The sequence below is a fragment of the candidate division KSB1 bacterium genome (assembly GCA_022562085.1).
Classification (GTDB): domain Bacteria; phylum Zhuqueibacterota; class Zhuqueibacteria; order Oceanimicrobiales; family Oceanimicrobiaceae; genus Oceanimicrobium.
Genome location: JADFPY010000323.1, coordinates 1 through 5,135, shown reverse-complemented (window position 1 = coordinate 5,135; position 5,135 = coordinate 1). Strand labels below are relative to the sequence as shown.

Sequence of the window (5,135 nt, the reverse complement as noted above, 5' to 3'; positions counted from 1 at the left end):
TGAGAGGGTGCGAAGAGCCGGTTGGTTGGGTTCGCCGTCCCGAACCCAACACGATGTCAAACAAATCTAATAGACAGATGTCGAATTGTGTTCGGGTAAAAATGCTACCTAAATAAGAGAAAAAAAGAGATGAAAGCAATAGGCAAAACACCGCTAATAAAATTAGAAAGACTGTCTGAACCTAATTGTGCTGAAATATATGTAAAGTATGAAGGTGGGAATCCTACCGGAAGCATGAAAGACCGAATGGCACTCTCAATGATTGAAGGAGCTGAAAAGAGAGGTGAACTCAAACCCGGGGGAACGGTAGTTGAATATACAGGAGGAAGTACGGGAAGTTCTTTGGCAATGGTATGTGCAAATAAAGGCTACCCTGCACACTTCGTATCCTCGGATGCTTTTGCAGAAGAAAAACTTCAGACAATGAGAGCATTTGGAGCTAACCTTGAAATAATTCCAAGTGAAAGTGGTTTAATAACAGCAAAATTAATTGACTCTTTGATTGAGAGAGCGAGAGAATTAAGCAAAGCTCCAAATACTTTTTGGACTGACCAGTTTAACAATGTTGACAATAGGAATGCATATCATAACATGGCAAGAGAGATTTTAGATGTTCTTGGAAACGACATTGATGAATTCATAATGGGAGTTGGAACCGGGGGCTGCTTTTCCGGAAATGCAGAAGTGTTTAAAAATGAAATACCAAATATTCGATGCATCGCTATTGAACCACTGAATGTACGTGCTCTTTCAGGTGGTGACACATCGGGTACTCACAAATTAGAAGGAATTGGCGCAGGATTCGTGCCATCTATATGCAGGTTAGATTTGGCAGATGAAATAATGGCTGTATCAGATGAAGATGCCTATGAAACTGCAAGAAAACTGGCAAGATTGGAAGGAATTTTTGGCGGAACCACCTCGGGAGCAAATGTCTGGGCAGCCATTCAAAGGGCAAGAATTATTGGAGCAGGAAAAAGAATTGTAACAGTGCTTATTGATTCAGGATTAAAATACCTCTATGGTGATTTATATCGATAAGAAAACAGCTCGCAACAAATGTATGGTGTTCGACAAATGGCGTTTGGTTTACCCGGGGGTGCCGCATTTGTTATCTGGCTTGCACACACACGATTTCACGCAAACTCCTCGCATAGATCTTGCCATTCGCAAAACTCACGGGGGTTACGCATCGGCCGGAGAGAATTCGAATACTCTGTATTTCTTCGTAAGCCCGGGGGGAGGCTTTCACTATAGTGAGCTTGCCATCACCGGCTAGCACCATAAGTTTGTCATCAACCAGAATCAGAGAGCCGTCTCCCGGCCGTCTGGACTTCCAGAGAGATTTGCCGCTCAGTCCGTCGACACAGGTTAAAAAAGCCGCATTATATCCATAAAGGTGTCCGTTATAATAAACGGGCTCGCTGAAATTGCCCCGCAGGTCACGGCTCTGCCAGACTTCTTCGGAGCTGAGATTGCCTTGGTTTTCTGATATCTTCAACAATAAACTCCTGTCGAATCCTGCGATGAACACATATTCCTTTTCGATTGCGATCGGTGTGGCAAAACTCTGCTGACCCAGATATTGAGAGTGATTCCAGAGTACCTGCCCGGTCACGGGGTCCAGACCATACGAATGTCTATCGGTGCGAATCAGCAATTGCTCTTGGCCGGCAAGCCCACCCAATGAGGGCGAGGAGTACTCCATCGCGTCCAGAAAAACACCCCAATTAATTTTACCGGTCTTTGCGTCAAAGCTAATGAGTGAATTCCTGCTTTTGCCACCAACCTGGACAAGCACTGCATTCCCCGCTACAACCGGCGAGGATGTGAATCCGTGTCCAGGAATGCTTCCACCCTGGTCTCGCTGCAGATGCGTTTTCCAAACCATCTTGCCCTGTGCGACCGTAAGCGCATGGAAGCTACCGCGCGCACTAACAGCATAAACCATATCTCCCGAGACAACCGGCGTCGCCAGCGGACCTATATCTGCATTGCCGCGTGCGGGCCGGGAATCGTCAATTCTAAAACGCCAAATTTCATCTCCGCTTTCCGCATCGAAGCAGATTGCGTAGTCGCTTTTGCTGTCGGAAAAGGTCGTGTAGGCACGACCCTCGGCAACGACCACACTCGAGTAGCCGCCGATACCCAGAGATTTTTTCCATCGAATCTGTAATTTCGAATCTGTTGTCAGGGCCAGCGTTTCATGGGTCACACCGTTGTGATTTGGCCCGCGCCATTGCGGCCAATCCCCAGCCTGGGCAACAGAGAAAAAAATCATGCTAACCAGGCAAATTTTGAATAAAGTCATGATTCCCTCTTAAATTGTTTTGCAGAATTTCATGGACCAGGGTCGAAGCTGCTGCTCATAAAAAATCCGGGAAGAAGCATTTAGTCAGCGAGCAACCAAGTGTAACAATCGTTTATTTACAACAATTATAGTAGAAAGTTACAAAAAGTCTTATCCATAGATTGTAGACTCGGACAGCGTTTGTTATCAGAAGTTGAAGTACCCTCCTGAAAAATTTTCCTTGACAAGCTTTATAATTAATGATTTTATTTCTATTGATTTTTACTGTTCTATCTTCTAATTTAGTTAGCCCGGTTGGGTTCGCTGTCTCGAACCCAACAAATTTTCAAAATATCCATGGAGACTTTATGTCTGATAATTCTGATATAAAAGAGCTTTTAGAAGAGGCATGGAATAAGAGACGTGTGGGAAATTATGAGGAAGCTCGAGATCTGGTAAAGAAGGCTCAAGAACTTAGCAAAGATGATGATTACAATTCTCTCGGACGAATATTTCATGTATACATGCAATTTGAGTCCGATCACGACAATCTTCCCAAAGCCCTGGAGTTTTGCCAACAATCATTAGGGTTTTACAAAAAGGCCAACAATTCAGACAGGATTGCACACTCAACAAGACATATCGCGGATTTACAACGCGCACTTGGTAATGATGCTGATTCAGAAAGTAACTACAGAAAGGTGATAGATTTGTACAAAGCTAACTCACAAACGCATATGGGTGACTTGGCAAACACTCTTCGCGGCTTCGCATTAGTTCTTGAGAAACGCAGCAAAATTTCGGAGGCTAAAACTGCCTGGGAAGAGACGAAAGAATTATATCAGGCGTGCAATCTTCAAGCTGGTGTCGATGAGGCGAAGCGGAAACTAGATTCGTTGCAACTATGAGAATAGTAATTCTCGTTGACTCAAAATCTCGATGCCCGGTAGCGACTGTTCCATTTTTTGGTTGGGAAAAAAAGTGAGGGCTTTTTAATCCAGACCGAATTTTCTTGATGATCAATTAGATTTCGTTTATCCGGTATCGAGTATCATTCGCTTCTGACGAGGCCGGTACCCTTAAAACCGTGCATGAGTAGAAATATTATTCGGGCAGCTCGCCATGCCATTGCTGTTGTCGTAAGATATTATTGCTGCCATCGAAGGGGCAAGTAGGGATTTCGTTGTGCCTGAACATTGAGGGCGTCATAGCTGCTGGATATTGCGCATTACCAGCCTGTGCACTGTCGGCAAAAACGATAGCAGCGGCGCCTTCGACAGCGACCTGGTTACTTTTACATTTAGCAGCTTGTCCACTATCACTCACATCAACAAATTTAGGCACAGCAACACCCGGCTAAAAGACCGATAATCACGATGACCGTAATGAGTTCAATGAGGGTAAAACCAGTTTGATCTGTAACTTTTTGAGTTAGAAATTGTATTGAACAATTTTCATATTTGACCTAGGTGCAAAAGGTAACGACGAGCACGTCATACCTCAGTCTTGATTAGACTGCCACTCGTCCCCAAGTTTAACTTGGGAACGAGAGTGTGGGATAACTCATCGTAACTGACATATTACACGAGCACAAAATCTTATGTTGTAAATGACGTAGGTGAAAACACCAACGTCATATTTGAATTTGAAATAAAACTGCAAAAGGAAGCCGTACTTTTGATGCTTCCCTTCTATAAGTTTCCTACATCATAGATAATCTTGAAATTTCAATTACCGTTGATGATCAGGATCATTTTCCGGGCACTCCGCCGTGCCAGTAGCGTCGTCGTAATCTATATTCTTGCCTTTGAGGGGGCAAGTAGGGATTGATCCGGACTTGAACATAGAGCCCACTAAAGGATCTGGAAATTGTGGATTGCCAGCAATGGCACTGTCGGCATAAACGATAGCAGCGGCGGCTTCGACAGCGGCCTGGTTGGCTTTACATTTAGCAGCTCCTGCGCTGTCACTCAGATCAACAAATTTAGGCACAGCAACAGCGGCTAAAAGACCGATAATCACGATGAGCAGAATGAGTTCAATCAGGGTAAAGCCACTTTGATTATGCATTTCTGTCAGCACTAACGTTAAAATCGTACCGATTAAATTTTTTCAACCGTAGATATTAGCAATCATTGTGCCATAGTACTAATAACTACTTTATCAAGCGAATTATAGTTAATAATTAAGGACTTAAGTTAATAGGATAAACTTTCCAGTTTCTCTTTACTTTTTAATGGTTATGTGCATTGTGGTATAAATTTCCCTTTAAAAAGAAATTCATTCCTCATAACTAACTGTTTTTTATGAAATATTTAACTCAATGTTCCGATTTGGTATACTGTTCCGTTTTTTGGTTGGCAAAAAAGTGAGGGCTTTTTAATCCAGACCAAATTGAAACACCGCTTGATTAATAACGCCATTAAAACAGGCGTTTATTCAAACCTCCGCCCGCAGCACCTCCAGCGGCGGCCGATCCAGAATTCCCCGGCTGTTGAGCATGCCGATTTGAGAAATTGCTAAAGTTACTTTATTTCCATTGATTTTTACTTTTCTTATCTTATACTTTAGTTAGTGTCTGACTGAAAACTGCCTATTTGTCATTTAGAGGGAGTGGAACTAACAAAATTTTTCCATCTACTGCAGCATGTTTTTTTAAATATCTGAAAAATTTTATGTGCTATAAAATTGATCGCAAACAAAATAGAGAAGATTAAATAATTAAGATGATTAAATTAAATGATATATCACAATGGAAAAAATCACTTGGTTTGTTACCAATCAAATTGTTTTCTAGTACCGAAAACAATTCTGATTTCATCCTATTAGATGGTGGAGCCGGTGA

At 42.5% G+C, this 5,135-nt stretch carries 4 protein-coding genes and 1 pseudogene; 2 read left to right on the top strand and 3 right to left on the bottom strand.

Translation table 11 applies throughout. The annotated features are described in order from the left end of the window. Nucleotides 1–129: 129 nt before the first annotated feature. Nucleotides 130–1,041, top strand: a complete 912-nt coding sequence (locus IH879_19285) for a cysteine synthase family protein (protein MCH7677071.1) — start codon at nucleotides 130–132, stop codon at nucleotides 1,039–1,041. A gap of 70 nt (nucleotides 1,042–1,111) precedes the next feature. Here IH879_19285 and IH879_19280 read toward each other — a convergent pair whose 3' ends face one another. Continuing rightward, nucleotides 1,112–2,311: a PQQ-binding-like beta-propeller repeat protein gene (locus IH879_19280; protein MCH7677070.1), complete on the bottom strand. Its 1,200-nt coding sequence runs from the start codon at nucleotides 2,309–2,311 to the stop codon at nucleotides 1,112–1,114. 347 nt (nucleotides 2,312–2,658) lie between these two features. Between IH879_19280 and IH879_19275 the strand changes: the two genes are divergently transcribed. Beyond that, nucleotides 2,659–3,198, top strand: a complete 540-nt coding sequence (locus IH879_19275; protein MCH7677069.1) for a hypothetical protein — start codon at nucleotides 2,659–2,661, stop codon at nucleotides 3,196–3,198. Nucleotides 3,199–3,394: 196 nt separating this feature from the next. On the opposite strand, the pseudogene IH879_19270 reads toward IH879_19275, so the two are convergent. Together IH879_19270 and IH879_19265 are read right to left on the bottom strand one after the other, a co-directional pair. Then, nucleotides 3,395–3,734, bottom strand: a pseudogene (locus IH879_19270) (prepilin-type N-terminal cleavage/methylation domain-containing protein). Between the two features lie 287 nt (nucleotides 3,735–4,021). Continuing rightward, nucleotides 4,022–4,360, bottom strand: coding sequence for a prepilin-type N-terminal cleavage/methylation domain-containing protein (locus IH879_19265; protein MCH7677068.1), 339 nt, complete (start codon nucleotides 4,358–4,360; stop codon nucleotides 4,022–4,024). Between the last annotated feature and the right edge of the window lie 775 nt (nucleotides 4,361–5,135).

Bases quoted from the DNA above. Each gene is read 5' to 3' on its own strand.
- IH879_19285 (MCH7677071.1), top strand. From the start codon at position 130: ATGAAAGCAATAGGCAAAACACCGCTAATAAAATTAGAAAGACTGTCT.
- IH879_19280 (MCH7677070.1), bottom strand. From the start codon at position 2,311: ATGACTTTATTCAAAATTTGCCTGGTTAGCATGATTTTTTTCTCTGTT.
- IH879_19275 (MCH7677069.1), top strand. From the start codon at position 2,659: ATGTCTGATAATTCTGATATAAAAGAGCTTTTAGAAGAGGCATGGAAT.
- IH879_19265 (MCH7677068.1), bottom strand. From the start codon at position 4,360: ATGCATAATCAAAGTGGCTTTACCCTGATTGAACTCATTCTGCTCATC.